Below are 21,648 nucleotides of genomic sequence, written 5' to 3'. Positions count from 1 at the left end.
GATGTCTCGGTTGACGATGAGATCGGCGACGGACTGCGCGACTTCCTGGTGTCCGAGCTGTCTACGGGATCCGGTCCCGCGTTCGGGCAGGGTCGGTGCGTAAATGGGGCGGCCGGGTTCGCGAAATGTCGGCTGACCGCATCCCACGCCGAGCCGTCATGCCAATTCCATGTCGATAGCTGGCGTTCACTGCACTTTGTATATCCAGATCCGCGTGTCGGTGAGTTCGCCGTTGGGGTCCCATTGGTACGTGCGCGCAACGCCCTGGCCGTGGTAGTGGTGGATGTAGTCGAGTAGGGCGGGGCGGGTGACTTGTCCGGCGTCGATGCCTTTGACCATGATGGTTGCCAAGTCATAACTCTCGGCGCTGTAGGTGCCTGCTGGCCGGGAGAACGCCTTCTGGTAGCGGTCGCCGAACGCGCCGGCCGCTGGCGCGCATGGACAAGACAGCAGCGCATTCATGGCGGCGTCACCGGCCTGCTTGACGAACTCGACATCGTTGCTGGCATCACCAGAGGCGAACGTTGCCTCGACACCGGCGTCACGCAGCTGGTGGACCAGGATCGCAGCCTCGGCGTAGTAGCCGCCGTAGAAGACGGCGTCCGGTTGTGAGTTCTTGATCTGGGTGACCGCCGCCGAGAAGTCCTTGTCGCCACGCTTGACTTCCACCGTGCAATCGCCGATGGCGGCTGGACCGAGTCGGCCGGCGACGGCTTTGGCCAACCCGAGGCCGTAGTCGGTGCTGTCATCGACGACACAGATTCGCTTGGCGCCCAGCGTGTTCCTCAGATAGCCCGCCACGGACGGACCCTGTACCTCATCGTTGCCCAGCCCCCTGATGAACGTACGCCAGTTGTTTCGCGCGAGAGCCGCGTTGGTGGCCGACGGAGTCGCTGCGACCACGCCAGCCTGCTCAAAGACCTGTTGGACAACCCGGACCTCACCCGAGTTGCCCGGACCGATCACCCCGATGATGGCCGGGTCGTCGACGACCTGCAGGGCGATCCCCGCCGCTTTCTGTGGATCACCCTCGGTATCGAAGGGTTTCAGCGTGACAGCACACGCAGGGTTGGCCGCGTTGTGTTCGTTGATCGCGAGCTGCGCACCATCGTTCACGTTGGCGCCTAGTGCCGCGTCGGGCCCGGTCAGCGGCGCCAGCACGGCGATGGAGACTGCGGCGCAGTGCGCGCCGGCACCATCGGCGGGATCGGCCGGCACGACGGTGGGCGCCGGCGTGTCCCGGTCTCCATCGCGACTGATCTGGGTGAGGGCGACGATCTTCAGATCGGCTCCGGCCTGTCCTGATTGAGCCTGCTGACAACCGCTCACCCCGACAAGAACACCCAATGCCACCACGGCCACCTGCACACCGCCCCACCGAAACACCCTCAACTGCCTTCGCCCCCTCGTCGGCAAGAAACTACGGCTGCACACATCCGGCCTGGCGCCCGCGCACCCCACCAGCCGCCGCTCACTCAGCGCAACACCACGATGCGCACCACGACCGGCCAACATCTCCAATCGGGGCACAAACCACCTTCTGCCAGAACAGCCGTTAGCTGACACGGGGACCTCCTTCGACGAACAAATGCCTGATGCATGGGCCCCACTGCGCGTCCGCGATACCCAATACGAATTGTTATCAACGGTTCAATGCAGGCGTAACGGTGATAACGCGAAGCGTGCCGAGAATCGTCCCTCCAGCCGTACTTCGCCGAACGGAACACCGATCACAACATCGCCGATACGCGCGCGGTCGCCGTCGACCGATCGACATTTCGTACGGCTGCAGAGTTCACCGAAAGCATTCAGCGAGTCGACCACCAAAATCCCCAATCACCACCACATCGTCCAGATCGACCCGACCGCCAACAGCCAACTCATCAGGGGAGACACGGTCCACTTCGCCGTCGACACAGGCGGCGGTGCGATCGCGCCAACAGGGGTATACATCCAGGAGAGTCGTTCCGCGTCCATGCTCTCTCGCCGGGGTGATTCTGATCTGTTGGCGTGAGCGGTCGAAAAGATCTACCCCCAGCTCCTTTTCGAGCTTGGCGACAGATGTTGACAGTGCCGACTGCACCACATGGGCCCGCTGCGCGGCCCGCGAAAAGTTCATCTCGCCTGCCACCGCGATGAAGTATTCCAGCTGCCTCAGTTCCACAACTCGCCTCCTATCCCATATATAGATGACGTCGATCAGAAGTACTCATTGGACATGATAGTTCGATCCTGGTGGCATATAGGTAGTCCCTACATACAACGCCCGAGAGGTGACGAAAATGGTTCCACCCGTTAACACTTCACCGGCCCACCCACAAGACGGCTCGACGGCCGAGGACCTCAGGGTCCGCTTCGAACAGGCCACACTGCCGCTACTGGACCAGCTGTACCGCGCCGCCCGCAGGTACACCACCAGCCACGCCGACGCCGAAGACCTCGTACAAGAGACGATGCTCAAGGCCTACGCCGGGTTCGACCGATTCCGTGAGGGAACCAACGTCAAAGCGTGGTTGTACCGCATCATGACGAACACCTGGATCAACTCGTACCGAACCAAGCAGCGCCGCCCTCTCGAAGTCCTGGCAGACGGGGTGACCGACGCACAGCTGATGGCCGATGCCGCGCACTCACCCATCGAGTTGCGTTCGGCCGAGCTACAGGCGCTGCTGAGGATGGCTGATGACGAAATCGTCGCCGCCCTCCAATGCCTACCGGTTGAGCAACGGATCGTTGTCTATTACGCCGACGTCGAGGGCCTGCGATACAAAGACATTGCAGAAATCATGAATTGGCCACTCGGAACCGCGATGTCGCGCCTTCACCGCGCACGCCACCACCTGCGCGAACTGCTAATCGACGTTGCAACATCTCGCGGATACCTACGCAATACGCATCACGCGCAAACCACAGCAGCATAACCACACCTACCCCAAAACCGAACCACACCGAACCCGACTTCTCAACCGGCAGTGAGTCTCCGCGCAGGACATCACACGCTGGCGGCTTGTTGCGGCGACCTCATCAACTGGGACCGCATCAGGGGTTAAACATCGCGATGACGATCTGGGGTTGAGTACCCGTTACTAAATGCGATTTCTGGCACAGGTGGCCTGACCCACGGTTGGTTCATCGAGGGTGGAGGAGAGTCTTGCGGCCCACGTTGTGGCAGGAAGGCTCGACAAGGTCATGGCGACGAGGAAGAGGCACAGTCCCGAGGAGATTGTGCGCCGGCAATGCTTCGGTGCGAAAACGAACCCGCATTAGCCGGCAGCGCAACCGCTGACTGGACAGCCGGCTACGTGGGGCTGCATTTCATCCTGCCCGGCGAGCCGTGGCGCAACGGCTATGTCGAATCGTTCAACTCCCGCATCCGCGACGAATGCCTCAACATCAACAGCTTCTGGTCACTGGCCCAGGCCCGCATGGTCATCACCGACGGGAAGTACGACTACAACCACCACCGCCGACACCCATCGCTAGGTTACCAACCGCCAGCCCGCTACGCTGCCACCTGTACCCACCAATGAACGACTCTCGTTCGCCGTTGATGTGTTTTCGAGCCGTGGTTATGCGAGTTGAGGGATCGAATGGGTGGACGTCCAGAGCGTCCCGAACTCTGTTGGGCTGATGTTACCGAGGTAGCTGTGATGGTGGTGGCCCATCTGCGGGTGTTGAGCAACTCGACCTGCATCCGTGCCCAGAACGACTCCATGGCGGCGTTATCGAAGCAGTCGCCCACGGTGCCGAGCGAGCCGAGCAGGCTCATCGCCGCATGTTCTCCCCGAAGCTCCAGGACGTGAACTGGGTGCCGTGGTCGGCATGCAGAATCGTTGGGCCACTCCGCGGTCGGTTGTTCACACCCATGTTGACCGCGTTGTTGACCAGCGCGGTGTCAGCGGGCGTGGAGAAGGTGCGGGGTGCTCGGTGATGTCCGTGCGCCACAGTTCGTTGGGCCGGGTGGCGGCGAACCGCCGGCCGACCAGGTCAACCGGGGTGTCGACACCGATCAGGTTAGGCTTTCGCCGCCCTGGGCGCGGCCGACCGTGCAGACCTTGTTCAGACATGATCGAGTTGACCAGCTTGTGGTTGACGTTCATGTCGTAGTCGGCCAGCAGCGCGGCGCGGACCCGTCGGCGCCCGTAGGTGCCGCGAGAACGCTGGTGGATCTCGGTGATCGTTTCGGCCACAATGAGCCGCCTCACCTCACGGTCGGGGACACGGCGGCGCCGGTGGTATTGCTCATAATGAGCGCGTTAATCCCGTTATCCGACAGGCGGACCGGGCCGAATGTCCTCGCGCGATCAGCCTTTCAGCGATCACGCGTCGGCGTTTTGGGGGCACCACCGCCGCAGCGTCGAGTAGTTCACATGCGTCCCGCGTCAACGCCAACTCAGCCTCCAGCGCAGCGATGCGCTCGTGGGCTGCGGCGAGATCGTCAGCCTCCACGCTGGGGATGCCGGCGATCACGCCAGCATCGATAAGTGCCTGGCGCTTCCACCGAAAAAGCGTGGCCTGGCAGACCCCTGTCTCTGCCGCGACCATGGCGACCGGTTCACCCGACCGCAGCCGCGCAACGATTTGCCGGCGCACCGACGACGAATACATACGGGACATGTGACCTCCCCGATGATCACTCCGCCCTCAACTCTCACAACGGTGGACCACCAACACGGGTACAGATCGCGTGTGCCACTTCACGGGGTCCCGTCACACAGCCATGACGACGAACTTCTGGACTCGTTTGCACAGCGGTCCGGGGACCTACAGCGAATTTGCTGTATCGGGGCCCCGTCGGACGTCGTTCGCCTCGATCAGTGCGCTCATCAGGTCGGTGCGGGGTTGATGGCGCTTCTCGCTGATTAATTCGACAAAACATGGTGGTCAGCTCTGTCGCGGCGACATCTTTTCCCTCGCGGCTGGACGTGTTGAGGAGCGGCTTCAGTACATTCTGAAAGCGGCTCTGATAGATGACAGGTACGCCGAGTAGCTTGCTGATGACCCGACGCGAAGTGGACCCGCGTAAGCGTCGATGATGTTTACCGGTGCGGTGGTGTCGATCTCGTCGAGGAGCTCGTCGGCGATGTTCTCGATTCTCGGGCGCATCCTCTCTACCGCTCCGGCACCGCCAGGAATATGAAATCCGCAGTCGGGCTAGAATATGCTCTTACAGAACAAGTTCCGCGACGGCACCACCGCCGATGTGTGCACGGGCGGACAACTGCGATTATGCGTGTCGAAGGAGCGCTGATCCAACGACCGCCGGCACCCGACGCGCGTACCTGGCCGCGGTAAGGCGACTGCCGCGTCAGCCTCACAGTCCGCACAGAGGAGACCCTCGCTTTGGCCGCAGTCGATGAGACGATGCGCCACTCCCCGACCTCGAGCACCGCCCTCCGCATCGCCGCCAAGGACGTCGAGCTGGCCGGCGTCGTCATCCCAACCGGCACCGTCATCGTCGCGAATACCGCCGCGGCCAACCGTGATCCCGCGATCTACGAAGACGCCAACCGCTTGGACATCACCCACCAGGGACTGCCACCCATCCTCACATTCGGCGCAGGCGTCCACTACTGCCTGGGCACCAACCTGGCACGAGTGGAAATCGCCGAAGCCCTCAAGACAGTCACCCACCGGATTTCGAATCCCCGCCGCAACGGTCCGGCGCCGTGGAACCGCCAGTCGGCCTAGGCGGGCCGATAAGCCTCCCCATTGCTTTCGACATATGAACCGTGTGCCGGACCATCTCGACGGCGCACACCGAATGGGCCCGGCGGCAGATCGCAGCTAATCAATTGTGGACCCGCACTGACGCTCGAACTCACTTCACTGACATGATCAGCCGTCACCCTCAATTCAGCAGACGCCACACCGAACGCAACGCCCTTTAGCCACCCACCCACCGCCCACATCACACGGCAACTGCGCATTTCGCTTAGCGAGCCTGCAGGAAGGTGAGCACCGCCTGGACCCGGCGGTGATAGTCGTCGGTGTCGGCCAGGCCGAGCTTGGCCATAATACTGCGGACATGTTTTTCCACGGTGCCGTGGGTGACCCCCAGTTGTCGGGCGATGGCGGCGTTTGAGCGCCCCTGGGCCATCAACTCCATCACCTGTTGTTCACGGGCACTCAGCCCCGCTAACGGGTCAATACGCTGAGGCGCCGACAACAACTCCTGCACGAGTGCGGCATCGAAGACCGTCGCCCCACCGGCGACGTGTCGCAGCGTGTCGAGGAACTCGGCGATGTCGGTGACGCGGCTTTTGAGTAGGTAACCGATCGCCGGCTGGCTAGCCAGCTCCATCGCGTGCTCGGCCTCAGCGCGTGCCGAGAGCACCAGGATCGCGGTGTCGGGCGAGTGTTGCCGGATCACCTTGGCCGCGGCCAGGCCCTCGGTGCTGTGCGTGGGTGGCATCTGGATATCGACCACGACCAGGTCCGGCTGGTGTGCGCGCACCAGCGACAGCACCCCGACGCTATCGCCGGCCTTACCCACCACGGTCAAACCCGATCGGGCCAACAGGCTGGCCAACCCCTCCCGCAGCAAGACATCATCATCAGCGATGACCACGCTGAGCGCGCTGGCGACCTGTCCGCGGTCGTCACGCGCAGCGGTGTGCGCAACTGGTTGCATTGCGACAACCAACGTTCCTCCTAGCACCGGATGACCCGGCCCGCGATCAAGCATCCCTGTCTGCGACGACCATAACGCTGCTACGGTCCGCATTAATTCCCGCTAACAGATGTTGCTGGATTCGGGATCGGCCGCCACAACGAATTGCGATCAGCAATCAGCAGCAACCGACACCGGCAGCCACACCCCACAACACCCACCCTGAGGCTCCCCCCGAATGGTGGACATCGAGATAGCGGGATGAATGGTCCCGCTGGAAGGATGTCACTATGTCCCGAACCCGCCGGTCTTTCACGACCGAGTACAAGGTCGAGGCCGCCCATCGGGTGATCGATTCCGGCCGCACGATCGCTGAGGTCGCTCACGGGCTTGGCGTGAACGAGGGTCTGCTGGGACGGTGGGTTGCTGAGGAGCGCCGCCGTGTGGAGGCTGCCGCAGCCTGGGACGACGTGCCGCTGACGCCGCTGGAGAGCACCCAGCTGGCGCGTCTTCGCAAGCAGGTCGCCGAGCAGAAGAAAGACATCGCGTTCCTGAAAAAAAGCCTCGGCGTACTTTGCCGCCAGCCAACCGAAGTAGACCGGTTCGAGCTGATGGCCGCAGAGTGCGCGACCACCGCGATCACCCGAATGGCACTACTGCTGCAGGGGTCCACCTCCGGCTACTACAAGCGCGCGAAGCGTTCGGTAACAACACAATGACTGATCGAGAGCAACGAAAGGCCGACCTGACCGTGAAGATCATCGACCATCACCGCGACTCCAGTGGGGTGTACGGCTCGCCGCGGATCACCGCAGACCTGCGTGCCGCCGGTGAGAAGATCTCAGAAAGGACAGTCGCCAAGATCATGGCCGAGATCGGGCTGGCCGGGATCAGCCCGCGCACGTTCAAAGTGCGCACCACTGTGGTTGATCCGACTGCGTCGTTTCCGCCCGATCTGGTCGAGCGTCGCTTCGATCAGGGCCGCCCCGACGCCGTGTGGAGCTCGGACATCACGTTCCTGACGTGCGGTGAGGGCGACATGCATTTATGCGCGCTCCGCGACGAGCACTCCAAACGGGTGCTCGGCTGGTCGGTGGCCGATCACATGCTCACCGAGCTGGTACCGACGCGCTGGCCCAGGCGGTCGCGGCACGCGGCGGCCATGTCGGTGACACGATCATGCATTCCGACCGCGGAACCCAAGGCGGATTCAACTGGTCGTCGCAACTCGGTGTCGTGAACTCGAGTGTAGTTCGGTGGTCGCCCCATCGGAAGCACCTCCATCGTTGAGGTGTTGCGTCGACCGGTTGAACCTGGTCAATACACTGCACGGGCAATGGCCCAGGCCTGCACAGATGCCGGGCTGCGACGCTCGATGGGTGCCGCCGGAGTCTGCTGGGACAACAGCGGTGCCGAATCGCTGTGGTCGACGTTCAAACATGAGTACTACTACCGTCACACCTTCGCGACCGGGGCGGAAGGCGTTGCAGCAGTCGACAAGTGGATGCACCTTTACAACACTCAAAGGCGTCATTCGGTGATGGGAATGCTCAGCCCCATCGCCTATGAACAATCACTGGACGCGGCCACCCAAGCCGCATAATCCCCTGTCCACTTTTCGGGGGAACCTCAAAACGCCGGATCGAGCATGACGCACCGTGCTGCTCAAGCCCGACGGTTATTGCCGAAGACCGCATATCGTCGTCATGTCCAGCGGCAGTCTCAGATCTAGTCAAATGAGGCTGATTAGATCATCGTCTATACCCCGCGGGCAGATCACGGCAGACCGCTGTTCCCCACACCACTGGCATCAACGTGACTCCCGCCGCAGGTCGGAGTTGCCGGCGACGAACCCACACATCCAAAGACCACCCCAATCCCCCACCAACACCACGTGACCCCGACAGCTTTCAACACGCCTATCAACTAATAAGGCGTCCTTCACATCCGTGAAATGGGAAGTGTTGTCCTGGACAGGCTTCCGTGATCCTGTGTCGGAGGGCTGCCCGGACCGGATCCCGAGGTGGGTGGCTTGCCGGACTGGATGACGGCACAGGAGTTCGACCGCTACGTCGACGAATCACCCGAAGCGGCTTCCCGCGCCGCTGTATTGGTACCGGTGTCGGGACCGCAACTGGGAGCCGACCGAGACGACACCGGCCGCAACGATCGCCGTGCCGTCATTGTTCATCCGCGGCGCGTAGAACCGACACTGTCCTGTAGACCACACAACCGCATCCATGACGTTGTATCGGGTGACTACCGCGAAGTGATGATCGACGGGGCGGGCCACAGGCTCGCTCAGGAACGCCCGCTGAGATCAACAAGATATTGGTCAGGTCGCTGGCCGGATTGGAGCTCACATGACGAATCCGCTCAATTTCGGTGTGTTTCTCACACCGTTTCACGCAGTCGGCCAATCTCCCACGGTCGCATTTGAATACGATATGGACCGGACGGTGGCCCTAGACAGGCTCGGCTACGACGAGGTCTGGTTCGGCGAACATCATTCCGGTGGCTACGAATTGATCACCTGTCCCGAGGTGTTCATCGCCGCGGCCGCGGAACGCACCAAGCACATCAGGCTCGGCACCGGGGTGGTGTCGCTGCCATACCACCATCCGCTCATGGTGGCCGATCGCTGGGTGCTTCTGGACCACCTCACGCGCGGACGGGTGATGTTCGGTACCGGGCCGGGTTCGTTGCCGTCGGATGCGTACATGATGGGCATCGACCCGGTGGATCAGCGCCCGATGGCGCAGGAGTCGCTCGAGGCGATTCTTGCGTTGCTCCGGGCCGCGCCCGGTGAGCGGATCAGCAGGCAAACCGACTGGTTCACCCTGCGTGATGCGGCACTTCATATCCGCCCCTACACCTGGCCATATCCCGAGATATCCACCGCGGCAATGATTTCACCGACCGGGCCCCGACTCGCGGGCGCGTTAGGAACGTCGCTGCTGTCTTTATCGATGTCGATGCCGGGCGGATACGCGGCGCTGGAGAACACCTGGGAGGTCGTCGTCGACCAGGCCGCGAAGGCCGGCCGTGCCGAGCCGGACCGCAAGGACTGGCGGGTGTTGGCGGTCATCCACCTCGCTGACACTCGTGATCAGGCGATCGAGGACTGCACGTACGGCCTGCAGGATTTTGCGGACTACTTCGCTTCGGCCGGATTCATCCCGCTCGCCAACTCCGTCGAGCACACCCGATCCAAACGCGAGTTCGTCGAAGACTATGCGGACAAAGGCAATTGCTGTATCGGGACACCATCGGACGCGGTGACCTACATCCAGAGCCTGCTGGATACGGCCGGCGGCTTCGGCACCCTTCTGCTGCTCGGCCATGACTGGGCGCCGCCTGCCGCGACGTATCACTCCTACGAGTTGTTCGCGCGCGAAGTGATGCCGCACTTCAAGGGTCAGCTGAGCGCGCCGCAGGCGTCGCACGACTGGGCCAAGGGCAAGCGCGACCAACTACTGGGACGCGCGATAGACGCCATCGGCAAGGCCACCACCGAACACACCAACGAACTCAAGACGGCGACCGATAACAGGCAACAGCTGATGCGCGCTTCGGTTCTCCGCGAAGGGCGGAGAGAGCTACGTGACGATATGCCAGACTCGGATGACCGTTAAGGCCTGCTGCCGCGCAGTTCCGGCACCCGCCTCCAGCGTCAAGAGACCTCCTCTCGATCCAGGGCACTACGCCGACCAGCAAGCTGAACCCGGCTGCGGTCGCTGCGAGGCGTCGTGCACCAACCTGTGCCAACACCGGATCGATGCCCTGCCTAATCCCGCTACGGCTCCAGCAGCCGCCGTTCCTCATGCGTTCCCGATGCATCCGCCCCGCCTCCCGGCCACCCGGGAGGTCCCAGTGTTGACCGGTCGTGGCCAGAGCTCACAGCCGGTTCTAGGCCAGCGGATGCGTCATCGTCCCGAGACCCCGCATGGATGGGCGCCTCGTCAGCGCGGCCGGAGTGCTCAGCCAGGCAAACACGCGTGCATTGCGCTCAGCAACCCCACGCACCGCCATGTCGTCATCCACCGGTGCGGTGTCCTCCAGTCCTGCAAGCGCGGGAGTCGCCGGCCCAGTCGAGGAGGTCTCAACTGCAGCGATCTGCACTCCGCTGCGATCCGCGATAGACCACCCCGCACCGAGCGAACCAGCGCCATCCTGGCGGTCGACATGTTCACCCGCACTGCCCGACCCGGCGCCCAACTGTGGCCAATCCCGGACGATGCTTCCACCGGCCTGCGCCACCGAGAGGGAGATGATGCCGTTGAATCGCTTGTACTGCCAGTCGGTTACAACCTCAGAACCCGCCGCACCCCGGGCTTTAGGCGTCAGACGGAATTGGGTCGTTGAGGACGTCATAACCCTCACTGTCAAGATCAGTCTCACCGTAGCCGTGGTTCGGGAGGAACAACATTCACGACTGCCCCGTGGCGGACACGATCTCGCCAGGATGCTCAGCGGTGCCAAAAACCACCGCCTCCACCGGAGCCAACACATCCCGATTAGTCGCATCAGCGAGCTGCCGAGCAAAACCACCCGCCACTACCCCGGCTACCAAGTTCGAGCGTTCACCATGCTCCGATACGAATACCGGCGTTCAGCAACCTCGTTCGCGTTGGGCTGCCCATTGGTTTCCAACCCCGTTGACGCGCGGTGGCTCACTGAACCTGGCCCAACCACCGCGCTGGTGGTGGGCATCCCCTCACTAGGAGCCGTGCGAATTCCAGTGGTGCCAGGCGCATTCGACGATTCGACCTGCAGCGTGGTTGGAGACGCCACTTCGGGCCGAACACGTACCAGGCCCCACGCCTGACCGACTTCCCGGAGGACAACCCTCACATCCGGCAGCACACCCGGCGGCGTGTCCGCTGTCACGCCCGCATCACAGATCGCCGCATCCAAGTCGTAGGGCGAGACGGTGTACACATGCACGACATCGTCATCCGCACGCTGCATGGCGAAGATCCTAAGCAGACCTGACCGGTAGGCGAATCGCACGCACACTGGCCGTCTCAGTCGGCATGTACGGCACATGGCACTCCACCCGAATATCCGCCTTCATATACGCCGTGGCGCTTTCGTTGAACACGCTGAGATCGCCATAGCGCAATCGGTCTGGGACGGCATCGGCGTATGCCTGCGCTTCATCGGCCATCGTGAAACGTGAACGCTTCGTGTGCCGGAACGGAAACGGCATGAAGTCGTGACCGCCGCCCCTTCCGATGGCGTCGATGCCCACCAGGCCAACGGAGCCCACGTGTGAGACCAGCACCGAGCCCACGTGAGCGCTACTTCCGCTGCAAGACCGCGGCTGCTGTCGACGCCCGTGCAAACGTGATGGTGCACTGATCACTCCTGGCTATGGACTTGCACAGTCAACCCGAGAACCCTCGCCACTCCGATGCCGCCGCGACCGCGGTGACGGCGGCACCGACCTTGGGTCCGCATCGCCAATCCCAGAACCTTCCGCTCGCGGCTCGCCGCCGCTATCGGCGCCGATGACAGGCACCACAGCATCGGGGTCTCCCAAGATGGCTTCGCCATTGCTCTTCTTGCGCATGCTTTTATGGGGACTGTGTGGCTTTCCTGTTGCTCCGCATTGTCCGCCACCGCCGTACGGCGACGATCCGCTGGTGGCACCCGGTGGCATCGGGAATCCAGCGCCGGCCTTCGCTTGTGATAAACCGGCCCTCGGCATCGCCCCCTCTCCAGAGCCCCCGGTAGAACCGGCGCCTTCGTCGGGCCCGAACCTGCCGCGCCGGCGTGTGGGCCGCCCTCCAAACGGTTAGGCATGCCGTTCAGACCCTTAGGGCCCTGACCAAGCGCACCCTCGGGTGGACGCTCGGCCCCAAGTGGTCCGGCGCCGCTCTTGAGCATCGCGCTGGTCGCCTGTTTGAGCGCATCCGAGGCCGGACTGACCAACCCGCTCAGCGGGCCCCGCCCGCTCGACGGATCGGGCGCACCACTGAGTCCAGCCCCAGGCATCCCCGGCGGAAACCGTCTGGGCCCCAAACCCCCGGTCCCATCCGGCACGGGCGGCATGGTCAGATTCGGCAACGGGTCGCCCCCCGCGCCACTGCCGCCCCCCGCCTGCGCCGTGGCGAGCTGCGGATCCACGGCGAAGGGCCCGTCCAGGCCGTGGAGGGGTTGATCCCCCAGACCCGGCGCCGGAGGCGGGCTGCCCTCCGCGGCGCCACCACCAGTGCCGGCACGGGCGATATTCCCAAGATCTCCGAGGCCAGGCGCCGGAGGCGGACTACCTTACGATGCGCCACCACCACCGGTATTCGCACTCAGATCTTTAGTATCCAGACCCGGCGGCGGCTTGGGCGCCGGTGGCGGCTTGTCTTTGCCGTCACCGCCGCCGCCGGTACTTTGGTTGTCACCAGTTTTGTTGTCGCCAGTTTTATTGGGTCCGCCGTCGGCCGGCGGCCTGTCACCACTATTGGCCCCGCCATCGGGGGGTGTCTTGTCGCAACTGTCGCTTTTGCTGCCACAGGTGAACGCAGGGTTCTTGGTGGCGATATCCGTGATCATAGGAACGTAGACCTTACTCAATACGGCCTGGCCATATGTCCCATAGTTTTGGAGCACCTCGACGCGACGGTGGGGAATAGTCATTTAAATTCCCTGAAGCGGAAAAAACTTCAAAAGTCCCGCGTTTGGTATAGAACACCGCAACGGCCCCCGGACTGCGCGCTATCCGGCCGTCATCATCGGCGAGGGTGTAATACACGATCTCGGCGAACGCCTGTCGCGACGCCAAGGCGGTACCGAGCAGCATCGCCCCGCGGGGACCAACTCCGAGAGTGCGAAGCTGATCAGCGAGACCAACCGCATCGTGCGTGCCGGACAAACTCTGCGACATGTCCTGCATCGGCGCTCCGACCGGGGCGATATCAGCTGGACGTGTCTGCGGCAGTTCCGCCAGTAACGCTGCCGCGGCATCTTGTAATTCGATATCGTGCCCGACGGTTCGCAACTCGATCTCATCGCCGACGCGGCGCGCCAGCACACATTGCGACCCTCGCCGCACCATGCTGGCCCGCGCCTGCCCCTCCGGAGTGACCATCCGTAGGGCCAGCTCACGATCGGGGCGATGCAGCGCCTGCAGCATCGCCGCCAAATCTGGATGCACACTGCTGTCGCTGATTAAGTTTCGGGACGTCACCGTTCGGCGAGCGCGTTCGAACGCAGACCCTCGGTCACCGACGGTGCTGTGCCGCTACCGGATGGCCAGAACCGTTGGAAGGTCATGGATACCGAGGCATGAGGCCATTACCTGCAGTTCGTCGACAGCCAGGCTCAGCCGAGGTGGGAGCACATCGATCACAATGTCAACTCCCTGTCAACGCCGATCACCGGCGGCGACACCCACCGATCCGACACCCGTTCCAGAGTCGCCGACGGCTCATCGGCATACGGAATCGCCGCGGGCTCAGCTGGTGTGGCGAGTTCGTCGAATACCGACGTGCTCGGACCCCAACTGACATTGGACACCGTGAACGGCGCGTCGCCCTGCTGGGCGGCAGGCAGCCGGGACACGTCATTCCAGGATAAGGCCGCGCCCGGCTCACCGCCACCATCGAGAGTCCCTGCCTGCAAGGATGATTCGTGCTCACGACCACCGCTGCCGCTTCGCCCGAGCGCAGCCATCGGGCCATAGCCCCCGCCCATGCCGGGTGTGCCTCCCACACCGGATGCCGCCCCGGCACCATATGTAGTGCCGACCCCGTGCAATGCCTTAGAGTCTTTGCTGGACTTGACCTCATTGGCCTTGTATGCCCAGCGGTGCCGGCGCGAACCCCAGCGCACCAACGTCACCCGCCCCGCCGCCACTATCGGTGCCGGTGTCGTCGTCGATCGCATTCGCGTGCTGCTCGGCATCGAGTGCGGAACTATCGGAAACCTCTGGGGGTAAAGGCTGCTCCCAGGGCGCGGCCAGCGACGCACAGTCACGTTCGTACTGGTACATCACCGCGGACGCGGAGGTTTGTTCGGTCCGCAGGGCTCATGGAAAATTCGGCACTGTGCGTCATGGGAAACTCCTTCTCTAGATTCTGAGGTCGATGCCTGGAGAGTTGTAGATATCCATTTCACCGATCACCGCAGGGCTGACCTTGCCCAGCGATAATCGATGGCGGATCATGGCCACCTGCTCGCGGGGACCAGCCGGCGGCGCCACATCAGGCAGCAAGGGACCTCCCAAACGGGCGAGAATGTCATGAACGGGCCGGTTCAGACACTCGGCCAGTGCGACATCTTGAGCATTGATAGCCGTCTCCGGTTCGAATCCCGGCAGCATCCGCGCCAGGTGAGCAGTTGGCGTCACCGCGCCGACCAGGGTCGACGAAGCTTGCGGAATCACCGGAAGTGGTTGCGGCACAAATCCCATGGCAACTATGTCAAGCTTCATCGGCAGCAGTGAACAACGTAGGTGCAGCGTCCCTCGCGCCACCGATCGCGGCGTGCACGGCACCGCACCGTAGAGTACCGGCTAGATTGGTGGCCTCCGCAAGCCCGTACCCGGCCAGAAACGTTGCCCCGATGGGGCCGACCGTGGCACCGAGCGCACGCAACGTCGCGGCAGGGTCAGCCGAACCTGCGGCGGAGATCCATTCACCTGCTTCGGCATTCGCCGCCAACACGGGTTCAACGACCGACAGGACCATTTGTACCCCCCAACACAGCGAGCCGTTGATTCCATCAAAGCGCGGGCTCGATCATAACCGTGATCTTCCACTACGATGGCAACGCTATGTGAGTTGCCATGATTCAACGCATCTGAGGTAATTACTCCACGCGCCAGTGCTTTTCATCACCACCGACCCTCAACCGTAGCCTGCAAACGACGATGCTGGGACGGCGTACCCGAGCCGCACGTCCACTAGCTTGCGGGATAGGCACCGCGCGATCTCGCGTAGATCGTCGGTCACCAATTCACGAGCCGCGGCTGCGCGCTGCCGTGTTGCCACCAGTTCCGCACGGTGGCGAGGATTCACGATGGCAGTGGCGACCGAGTCGGCGGCCTCCGCCATACCCTTGCTCGATGCCCGGGCGGCGAGACCCTGGACCGTATCCGACAGCCGTCAGCCCCCAAAGCCATCCGTCGGCATGCTGGCATTCCAACAGTTGAGCCGCCCTCGTCATCATCGTTCACTTCTGGCACCTCATGGTACGAGTCACGCACGACGCGCGTCCCGTCTTACGAGCCGCGGCAGTCATTCCAGTCGACAGATAGCCCTATCCGTAGCTTGGTAAGCCCTGAGGCGTGACGTGCGGCGTCGTCGTCGTCGTGACTCTTCCCGATAGTGGGCGGGCGGTAAGTGCCGCGGCGCGACCGCCTGTAGTCTCGGCCGACTTTTCTGGACTCGTAATTTCCTCAGGACGTCCAGCCACAGGTAGCCGCGGGATTCGGCCCATTCGTCGTGTTGTTCGGCAGCATGGCGCCGACGAGATCTATCAGAGCATTGCGGTCGGGAACATACTGGGACGACATGGCGCGGCAACGGATCTTTTGATGAGCGTGTTGCTGAGGTTTGTTCGACCAGCTCTGGCGCCACACCCGCTCAGGGAACGCGGTCAACGCACGCAGTCCGCTCGCACGCCCTCGAGATGATGTTCGGCGACCCCGGTCCGCTCGTGGACGACCGCGCCGATGATGCGAACATCCAGCGCTGCCATCCATTCAGTCTCCTGATGGCCGAACACCAAGCGCAACGGGGTACGCACCACGGCCACGAATTCTTCGCAGTGATCGCCGTCAGATTAGTGGTGTAGCGCGCACGGCGAGCTGGGAGCGACCAGACCGCGGGAGACGGTTTCGGCGTCTCGACGCGGGGCCCACCGGCGGCACTGAGCACCCCGTGAACCCGAGACGCTCACCCTGATGCCCGGAGGCGCTCCAACGGCGGCATCACCCGGGGCCGGGCATCATTCAAGACAGTGTGAATGGCGTGGCAGCAGCGTCCTGATCAAGCTGGACTTGCCGGAACCGGCGACGGTCGCGGCCGGGTCAGGACGGGGATCACCTTCCTGGAGGCCCACTGAGTGAGCTCTCGTTATCACCGCTTTCCTCACAGATCCCCAGAAAGTTGTAGATAGCCTCGACCGATAAGTCGAGCTTGGGTATAAATCCGACGGCGGGGCTGGCCGCAATCATGTCGGCGATGTCCTCCTCGTCATAGGCGGACATGAGTATTAACGGTGATGGTGTTGGCAGGCCCACCAGATGGAGCTGCTTGGCCAGCTCGAAGCCGCATTCCGCTCCGAGACCAATATCGATGAGCGTGATGTCCGGATTCAACTTGGTGTAATTGATAAGTGCCTGAGCACTGTTGGACACCGCACCGATGATGGTGACACCTGCTCGCTCGAGCACGTTGCATGCGGCGTTGCGGAAACTCGAGTTGTCATCGACGATCAGGCAGCGCACGGCTCCTCGGGGGAACACCATCACAGACTTGCAGCCGTCGGCTCTCGTTCGCATTGAGGCTACCCGGAATTCTACGAGTCGCCATCCACGGTAACGCCGTTCGGGCGATGGTTGTCCAGGTGTATTGATTTGGTGGCGCGAACTGGTTGCCCGCCTACACCGACCGGTCACCGCGTGGCTTACCAGCACACTCGCTCACCTGCCGTCAGAAGCCGTATTCACGACTCGAGCTGGGCAATACACCAACTGTTGACTGACTCAGGACCACTTGAACCTTGAGCTCCATCGGGGTTCAAGGAAGCAGGCTGCCGACCTCGAGTATTCACGTAGGACGTCTGTTTACGGCCCGAAGTCGCTGAGCCAGCGTGAGAGTGAGATCGGTCCCGGCGACATTCACGTCCGCCATATGCCTGATTGGCCGGCTACACGATCCCGTCTATATGGGCACCGCAGGACTTGGGTTCCGCCATCCCTAAGGGAATGCCGCGCGAGCTTATTCACCAGAAGGGGGTCATCACACGGGCTACCGGCCCCGGGCGGCCGCTCAACCGTGAATGTGTGAACATGCGAGACTACTCCGGATCAGCGTCAATCAACTCCGTTATGCAAGCCAAGACGGACGTAGCACTGATACGCGGCGTCCGCGATCAATGCTATGATATACGGGTGCCTCGGTTTGGGTAACACTCCGAGGCCAGATTTCGATGAAATTCGAATGCCTTGTCGCTTCAGCACGCGTGTTGCGATTCGCCACGCAACGGGGCAGGCTCTGGAGCGGCGCCTGGGATCGTGGTCAGGCACTGGGTGAGCGATCGCGTCGTGCCATCTCCGGTTCAGGGGTAAGCACACGCTGGATTCGCCCCGATCCTGCGTACTACCGCTTTCGTCGAACTCCGAGACGAACAGAAGTGGTCGCCGATGCGGCTGTCGCCGGGCGGCGTGCTAGCGACGCTCACCGGACTTTCGTATCGTCGATTTTTAGCAGGTCGGGCTCGGCACCCCGCCGCATCACTGGTTTGTGATGCCCTTCTGAAATTGGTTTCAGGTTTGCTTGGCCTTGGGGCCCCGCTCTTCTCGCTCCGGCGCCGCTCACACCATCGCAGTGCGCGCGATCTTTTCATGCCGAGTATCTCTGCACTGACTCCGGTCTCGCGAGTAGATCAGCGATCGCCACTTCGTTGGTGTGCCCTGGCCGTGTACCCGGCTGAGTATGGTGTGCTATACCCAACATCCTGAATCTGACCACCGCTTGCGTCACACATGTGATGGGCGGGTTACGTCCGTCCGTTACACCGGTTAAGACACGAAAAAATCGATTGAGTCATTGCAGAGACAACGGGAGTAGGGATGGCTGTAGCCAAAAGTGCGGCGACGGCGGGGCCGGCACCGTCGATGCGTGGTCGTACGCGCCGAGGCGGCGCCCAGGCCGCCGACGATTCCGGTGGTTTCGACGCGCTCGCACATACTTTCAAAATAGATGCACAGCAGCGGATTTCGTTGATCGAACTGATGAATAGGATCCGCGCCTCAGGAATCGACCCCGACGACCCGCGGGTGCGCGAGATTGTGGCCGATCCGCCCGATGCGGACGGGATCGACGGTGGCCGCCTGACGATGGAGCAGTTTTCCGCTGTCTGCGAGGCAAGCGGTCGGCTGATCGCTCGAGCGCTGCGGGGTGATCTGGTGATTCCTGATTTCCCGCGCTTTGAAAGCGAGCTGGGCGAAATGTACGCCCGGGTCGGGGCGAATGCCAGCGGAGCCGTGGCCGACTACATCCCCCAACTCAAGCGGGTCGATCCGGATAAGTTCGGTATGGCGGTCTGCACGGTAGACGGGCAGCGCTTCAACGTTGGCGACACCAATGATTTGTTCTGCGTGCAGTCCATGTGTAAGCCGATCAACTACAGCCTGGCGCTGGAGGAACACGGTGTTGCGACGGTTCATCGTCATGTTGGACGCGAGCCCAGCGGCCGCGGGTTCAACGAACTGTCGCTCACCGATGATGGGTTGCCGCACAATCCCATGATCAACTCGGGCGCCATCATGACCACCTCGTTGTTGCGTTCCGGCGATGAGCTCGCAGATCGCTTCGACCATGTGGCCGCGACCTGGCAGAGCCTGTCCGGTTCCAGCAGAGTCGGCTTCAACAACTCGGTTTATCTGTCGGAGCGCAGGACCGCGGACCGAAATTTTGCGCTCGGCTACTTCATGCGAGAGCGCGGCGCCTTTCCCGACGGCACCGATCTGGTGGAGACACTGGAGTTCTACTTCCAGTGCTGCTCAATTGAACTCGACGCGCGGGGCATGGCAGTGGTCGCCGCCACCCTTGCCAACGCCGGCATCAATCCGCTGACCAACGAACCCGTATTCAAACCGAGCACGGTGCGTCACTGCCTCTCGTTAATGTCGTCATGCGGCATGTACGACTACTCAGGGGAGTTCGCGTTCACGATTGGTCTGCCCGCCAAGAGCGGCGTGTCTGGTGGTTTGATGCTCGTCGTGCCCGGCGTCATGGGCGTGTGTGTATGGTCTCCGAGGCTGGACTCGCTCGGCAACTCGGTGCGCGGAGTGGACTTCTGCAAAGAACTCGTGACCCATTACAATTTTCACGTCTTCGACTCATTGACCGTCGGTGAGGACACCGGTAAACGCGATCCGCGCCGGAAGAAGAACGAAACAGCAATCAACGGGACCATTCGGCTGCTATACGCAGCAAGCCAGGGTGACCTGGACGAACTGCGGGCGGTACTTGCCAGTGGTGCCGACCCCAACGCAGCCGATTACGACGGCCGGACCGGGCTGCACCTTGCCGCGGCCGAGGGGCAGCTCGCCGCCGTCAGATTCCTGCTCGCCGCTGGTGCCCGACCGGGGGCCACCGACCGTTGGGGAGGTACGCCGCTGACCGATGCCCGGCGAGCCAAGCACAACGCGGTGGTCACTCTCCTGGAGTCGCAGGCGTCCGGTGACGAGGTCGCGTCGGGAGCGCTCACCGAGTTGTCCCATCTCACAAATCGAAAACAACCCGAAGAAAAGGAAGACGAACATGCCGTATAAAGCCGAGTACATCTGGATCGACGGAACCCGGCCGACAGCTAGACTGCGATCCAAAACCAAGATCCTCAAAGACGGTGCTGAACCGCCGATTTGGGGCTTCGACGGCTCGAGCACCAGCCAGGCCGAGGGCCACGCCTCCGATCGTGTCCTCATGCCTATTACTTCGTATCCGGACCCGATCCGTGGCGGCGCCGACATCCTCGTCCTGTGCGAGGTGTTCAACACCGACGACACGCCCCACGAATCCAACACGCGGGCGCCGCTGCGCGAGGTCGCCGACAATTACGCGTCACAGGAGTCGCTGTTCGGGATTGAGCAGGAGTACACATTCTTCCAGGGTTCACGCCCCTTGGGTTTCCCCGAGGGCGGCTTCCCCGCCCCGCAGGGCGGCTACTACTGCGGCGTGGGCGCCGATGAGATCAGCGGCCGCCCGATCGTCGAAGAACACCTGGCGAACTGTCTGGCCGCCGGGCTGGAGATTTCGGGTATCAACGCTGAAGTCATGCCCGGGCAGTGGGAATTCCAGGTTGGCCCACTTGGACCGTTAGAGGTCTCCGACCAACTGTGGGTGGCGCGCTGGCTGCTATACCGCACCGCCGAGGATGTCGGCGTCTCCGCCACGCTCGACCCCAAGCCGGCCAAGGGCGACTGGAACGGCGCCGGAGCGCACACCAACTTCTCCACCAAGAGAATGCGTGAGTCATACGACGCCGTCATCGAGGCCGCCGAGGCGCTGGGCCGGGACAGCAAGCCGCTGGAACACGTTAGGAACTACGGGGTCGGCGTCGAGACTCGCCTCACCGGCGCGCACGAGACCGCCCCGTGGAACGAATACAGCTACGGCGTGTCCAACCGCGGCGCGTCGGTGCGCATCCCGTGGCAGGTCGAGCTCGAGCAGAAGGGCTACATCGAGGACCGGCGCCCGAATGCGAACGCGGACCCATACGTGGTGACCAGGATGATCGTCAACACCTGCTGCGCGGCACTGGAGAAGGCCGACCTGGCCTGACGCTGACGAGGCGACTCTACGGCGACCCGGCCACGCGATATTGCGGGCCGGGCTTCGTCGACGGCGATCACAAAGCAGGCGCGGATGACGCGATCGCGGTCACCGTGGCGTAGTGACCGCGTGGGCCCTGGATGCGACGTGAGGCTTTGCGAACTCGAATAGTCCTCTTGGGCACCACTTCTGCAACCTCGGGCGTGGCGTCGACGGAGTCGGGCCGGTGGCATTCTGCAGCCGACCGACGCGCAACTCCGACTCATGGCAGATCGGGGCATGTGGTTCGGTTGAGTGCCGACCCGCGGCTTGACTATTGAGGTGCCCGACCCCGACCGGCGGCGTGGCTTTACGCTGATTTCAGCTAACTCGGCCGGCGTACTACTCGGTCTGCCGACTGCCGCGCAACGAATCGGTCGTAGGGATAACAGACGCGCTTCTTCGACGCCCACGGGATCGAAGTCAATGCCTGCCCGTCGGTTATGCGATCTACCGCCTGATTCTTCGACGAAACGGGACTATGCATCCCAT

At 62.9% G+C, this 21,648-nt stretch carries 17 protein-coding genes and 4 pseudogenes; 9 read left to right on the top strand and 12 right to left on the bottom strand.

Translation table 11 applies throughout. The annotated features are described in order from the left end of the window. Window positions 1-186: 186 nt before the first annotated feature. Together ACVWWN_RS16540 and ACVWWN_RS16535 are read right to left on the bottom strand one after the other, a co-directional pair. Window positions 187-1,386 carry a branched-chain amino acid ABC transporter substrate-binding protein gene (locus ACVWWN_RS16540; protein WP_457149158.1) on the bottom strand — a complete coding sequence of 400 codons (1,200 nt, stop codon included), beginning with the start codon at window positions 1,384-1,386 and terminating at the stop codon, window positions 187-189. Window positions 1,387-1,978: 592 nt separating this feature from the next. Continuing rightward, a pseudogene (locus tag ACVWWN_RS16535) lies at window positions 1,979-2,164 on the bottom strand (LysR family transcriptional regulator); the annotation flags it as partial. A 118-nt stretch (window positions 2,165-2,282) separates the two neighbouring features. On the opposite strand from ACVWWN_RS16535, the gene ACVWWN_RS16530 reads away from it, so the two are divergent. Together ACVWWN_RS16530 and ACVWWN_RS16525 are read left to right on the top strand one after the other, a co-directional pair. Continuing rightward, window positions 2,283-2,921, top strand: a complete 639-nt coding sequence (locus ACVWWN_RS16530; RefSeq protein ID WP_457144843.1) for a sigma-70 family RNA polymerase sigma factor — start codon at window positions 2,283-2,285, stop codon at window positions 2,919-2,921. Between the two features lie 303 nt (window positions 2,922-3,224). Beyond that, window positions 3,225-3,530, top strand: a pseudogene (locus ACVWWN_RS16525) (integrase core domain-containing protein); the annotation flags it as partial. Between the two features lie 327 nt (window positions 3,531-3,857). Here ACVWWN_RS16525 and ACVWWN_RS16520 read toward each other — a convergent pair. Both ACVWWN_RS16520 and ACVWWN_RS16515 read right to left on the bottom strand, forming a co-directional pair. Next, the gene (locus ACVWWN_RS16520; protein ID WP_457144842.1) at window positions 3,858-4,190 is read right to left on the bottom strand and encodes an IS3 family transposase; all 333 of its coding nucleotides are present in this window, start codon (window positions 4,188-4,190) and stop codon (window positions 3,858-3,860) included. Window positions 4,191-4,242: 52 nt separating this feature from the next. After that, window positions 4,243-4,608, bottom strand: coding sequence for a transposase (locus ACVWWN_RS16515; protein ID WP_457149157.1), 366 nt, complete (start codon window positions 4,606-4,608; stop codon window positions 4,243-4,245). A gap of 735 nt (window positions 4,609-5,343) precedes the next feature. Here ACVWWN_RS16515 and ACVWWN_RS16510 point away from each other — a divergent pair. Next, window positions 5,344-5,691, top strand: coding sequence for a cytochrome P450 (locus tag ACVWWN_RS16510; RefSeq protein WP_457144841.1), 348 nt, complete (start codon window positions 5,344-5,346; stop codon window positions 5,689-5,691). A 244-nt stretch (window positions 5,692-5,935) separates the two neighbouring features. Here ACVWWN_RS16510 and ACVWWN_RS16505 read toward each other — a convergent pair whose 3' ends face one another. Beyond that, window positions 5,936-6,634, bottom strand: coding sequence for a response regulator (locus ACVWWN_RS16505; RefSeq protein WP_457144840.1), 699 nt, complete (start codon window positions 6,632-6,634; stop codon window positions 5,936-5,938). A 269-nt stretch (window positions 6,635-6,903) separates the two neighbouring features. On the opposite strand from ACVWWN_RS16505, the gene ACVWWN_RS16500 reads away from it, so the two are divergent. From ACVWWN_RS16500 to ACVWWN_RS16485, 4 genes and pseudogenes are all read left to right on the top strand, one after another. After that, the gene (locus ACVWWN_RS16500) at window positions 6,904-7,332 is read left to right on the top strand and encodes a transposase (RefSeq protein WP_457144839.1); all 429 of its coding nucleotides are present in this window, start codon (window positions 6,904-6,906) and stop codon (window positions 7,330-7,332) included. After that, complete coding sequence (locus tag ACVWWN_RS16495; protein WP_457144838.1) at window positions 7,329-7,853, top strand: IS3 family transposase; 525 nt, start codon at window positions 7,329-7,331, stop codon at window positions 7,851-7,853. Before ACVWWN_RS16500 ends, ACVWWN_RS16495 begins: the two co-directional genes overlap by 4 nt. Before the next feature lie 96 nt (window positions 7,854-7,949). Then, window positions 7,950-8,216 carry an integrase core domain-containing protein gene (locus ACVWWN_RS16490; protein WP_457144837.1) on the top strand — a complete coding sequence of 89 codons (267 nt, stop codon included), beginning with the start codon at window positions 7,950-7,952 and terminating at the stop codon, window positions 8,214-8,216. A 760-nt stretch (window positions 8,217-8,976) separates the two neighbouring features. After that, window positions 8,977-10,143: pseudogene (locus tag ACVWWN_RS16485) on the top strand (LLM class flavin-dependent oxidoreductase); the annotation flags it as partial. A 379-nt stretch (window positions 10,144-10,522) separates the two neighbouring features. Here ACVWWN_RS16485 and ACVWWN_RS16480 read toward each other — a convergent pair. The 7 genes and pseudogenes from ACVWWN_RS16480 to ACVWWN_RS16450 all read right to left on the bottom strand — a co-directional run bounded on the left by ACVWWN_RS16480 (window position 10,523) and on the right by ACVWWN_RS16450 (window position 17,063). Beyond that, window positions 10,523-10,987 carry a hypothetical protein gene (locus ACVWWN_RS16480; RefSeq protein WP_457144836.1) on the bottom strand — a complete coding sequence of 155 codons (465 nt, stop codon included), beginning with the start codon at window positions 10,985-10,987 and terminating at the stop codon, window positions 10,523-10,525. Window positions 10,988-11,594: 607 nt separating this feature from the next. Beyond that, complete coding sequence (locus ACVWWN_RS16475; RefSeq protein WP_457144835.1) at window positions 11,595-11,867, bottom strand: hypothetical protein; 273 nt, start codon at window positions 11,865-11,867, stop codon at window positions 11,595-11,597. A 1,022-nt stretch (window positions 11,868-12,889) separates the two neighbouring features. Next, window positions 12,890-13,165: a hypothetical protein gene (locus ACVWWN_RS16470; RefSeq protein WP_457144834.1), complete on the bottom strand. Its 276-nt coding sequence runs from the start codon at window positions 13,163-13,165 to the stop codon at window positions 12,890-12,892. A gap of 13 nt (window positions 13,166-13,178) precedes the next feature. Continuing rightward, a pseudogene (locus ACVWWN_RS16465) lies at window positions 13,179-13,835 on the bottom strand (ESX secretion-associated protein EspG); the annotation flags it as partial. Window positions 13,836-13,957: 122 nt separating this feature from the next. Continuing rightward, a complete protein-coding gene (locus ACVWWN_RS16460) occupies window positions 13,958-14,497 on the bottom strand; it encodes a hypothetical protein (protein ID WP_457144833.1) in 540 nt (179 codons plus the stop codon). Between the two features lie 184 nt (window positions 14,498-14,681). Further along, the gene (locus ACVWWN_RS16455; protein WP_457144832.1) at window positions 14,682-15,023 is read right to left on the bottom strand and encodes a hypothetical protein; all 342 of its coding nucleotides are present in this window, start codon (window positions 15,021-15,023) and stop codon (window positions 14,682-14,684) included. A gap of 1,632 nt (window positions 15,024-16,655) precedes the next feature. Further along, complete coding sequence (locus ACVWWN_RS16450; RefSeq protein ID WP_457144831.1) at window positions 16,656-17,063, bottom strand: response regulator; 408 nt, start codon at window positions 17,061-17,063, stop codon at window positions 16,656-16,658. 1,347 nt (window positions 17,064-18,410) lie between these two features. Here ACVWWN_RS16450 and glsA point away from each other — a divergent pair. Continuing rightward, the gene (gene glsA, locus ACVWWN_RS16445; protein ID WP_457144830.1) at window positions 18,411-20,117 is read left to right on the top strand and encodes a glutaminase A; all 1,707 of its coding nucleotides are present in this window, start codon (window positions 18,411-18,413) and stop codon (window positions 20,115-20,117) included. Then, a complete protein-coding gene (gene glnII / locus ACVWWN_RS16440) occupies window positions 20,107-21,126 on the top strand; it encodes a glutamine synthetase (protein ID WP_457144829.1) in 1,020 nt (339 codons plus the stop codon). The genes glsA and glnII overlap by 11 nt, the downstream gene beginning before the upstream one ends. Window positions 21,127-21,648: the final 522 nt, after the last annotated feature.

This window comes from Mycobacterium sp. URHB0021 (genome assembly GCF_054057895.1).
Note: the sequence above shows the minus strand (reverse complement) of the source record. Positions and strands in the feature narration are given on the sequence as shown.

What these genes read in the sequence shown, in the direction of transcription:
- ACVWWN_RS16480 (WP_457144836.1), bottom strand. Translation starts at nt 10,987, where the DNA reads ATGACGTCCTCAACGACCCAATTCCGTCTGACGCCTAAAGCCCGGGGT.
- ACVWWN_RS16500 (WP_457144839.1), top strand. Translation starts at nt 6,904, where the DNA reads ATGTCCCGAACCCGCCGGTCTTTCACGACCGAGTACAAGGTCGAGGCC.
- ACVWWN_RS16460 (WP_457144833.1), bottom strand. Translation starts at nt 14,497, where the DNA reads ATGCGATCGACGACGACACCGGCACCGATAGTGGCGGCGGGGCGGGTG.
- glnII (WP_457144829.1), top strand. Translation starts at nt 20,107, where the DNA reads ATGCCGTATAAAGCCGAGTACATCTGGATCGACGGAACCCGGCCGACA.
- ACVWWN_RS16455 (WP_457144832.1), bottom strand. Translation starts at nt 15,023, where the DNA reads ATGGGATTTGTGCCGCAACCACTTCCGGTGATTCCGCAAGCTTCGTCG.
- ACVWWN_RS16530 (WP_457144843.1), top strand. Translation starts at nt 2,283, where the DNA reads ATGGTTCCACCCGTTAACACTTCACCGGCCCACCCACAAGACGGCTCG.
- ACVWWN_RS16515 (WP_457149157.1), bottom strand. Translation starts at nt 4,608, where the DNA reads ATGTATTCGTCGTCGGTGCGCCGGCAAATCGTTGCGCGGCTGCGGTCG.
- ACVWWN_RS16495 (WP_457144838.1), top strand. Translation starts at nt 7,329, where the DNA reads ATGACTGATCGAGAGCAACGAAAGGCCGACCTGACCGTGAAGATCATC.
- ACVWWN_RS16490 (WP_457144837.1), top strand. Translation starts at nt 7,950, where the DNA reads ATGGCCCAGGCCTGCACAGATGCCGGGCTGCGACGCTCGATGGGTGCC.
- glsA (WP_457144830.1), top strand. Translation starts at nt 18,411, where the DNA reads ATGGCTGTAGCCAAAAGTGCGGCGACGGCGGGGCCGGCACCGTCGATG.
- ACVWWN_RS16505 (WP_457144840.1), bottom strand. Translation starts at nt 6,634, where the DNA reads ATGCAACCAGTTGCGCACACCGCTGCGCGTGACGACCGCGGACAGGTC.
- ACVWWN_RS16470 (WP_457144834.1), bottom strand. Translation starts at nt 13,165, where the DNA reads ATGATCACGGATATCGCCACCAAGAACCCTGCGTTCACCTGTGGCAGC.